The 669-nt window shown below is 77.6% G+C and carries 1 protein-coding gene and 1 pseudogene; both read left to right on the top strand.

Annotated features, from left to right (window positions below):
* Positions 1-199 (top strand): annotated as a pseudogene (locus GTW08_RS04715) (hypothetical protein); the annotation flags it as partial.
* Positions 200-243: 44 nt separating this feature from the next.
* A partial coding sequence (locus GTW08_RS04710) for a hypothetical protein (RefSeq protein WP_161151463.1) occupies positions 244-669 on the top strand: 426 nt, incomplete at its 3' end.

Here is a 669-nt window from a genome sequence, read left to right as displayed (position 1 = left end):
CGGTGAGGTCGACGTCCGGCTGCGGCTCACCCTGGCCCACCCCGGGTCGGTGCGGGCCGCCGTCGCCGACGTCCGGGAGCGGATCGACGCCGACCTGCGTCGCACCACCGGGCACCGGCTGCGCGGCCTGACCGTCGAGGTCGAGGCCCTCCGGCCGGAGGACGCCCGGCCGCGCCCGGACGCCCCGCGCGTGCAGTAGAACCGTCGGATCCTGAACGAGTCGGAAGAAGGAGGCCGGGCCCCGTGCGTGTCCTGCTCCGCGTTCTCGCGCCGCTGCTGAGCCTGGTGGTGGCCGCGATCGGCGCGCTCGTCGTCGTCGAGGTGGTGGCCGCCTGGGTCGGCCGGGTCTCCGGCGCCGGGCTGCTCGTCCCCTGGCGGGACTGGCGCACCACCGTCCAGAACACCCTGTGGACCGCCCAGCCGGTGCTCTGGATCGCCGTCGGGGTGATCGTCGTCGGGGCCGTGCTGCTGCTCGTCGGGCTGCTCGCCCGCCGCCACGACGTCGCCCTCGACGCGCCGTCGCCCGGGCTCACCGTCGCCACCGCGCCGCGGGTGCTGGCCCGGCTGGTCGGCACCCGGGTCCGGGCCGCGGACCCGGTGACCGCCGCGTCGGTGACCGCATCGGCCCGGTCGGTCGTGGTGAACGCCCGCGGCCGCGGCGACACCGAC

The sequence above is a fragment of the Pseudonocardia sp. SID8383 genome (genome assembly GCF_009864975.1).
Taxonomy (GTDB): domain Bacteria; phylum Actinomycetota; class Actinomycetes; order Mycobacteriales; family Pseudonocardiaceae; genus Pseudonocardia; species Pseudonocardia alni.
This window is presented reverse-complemented; position numbering and strand designations above follow the sequence as displayed.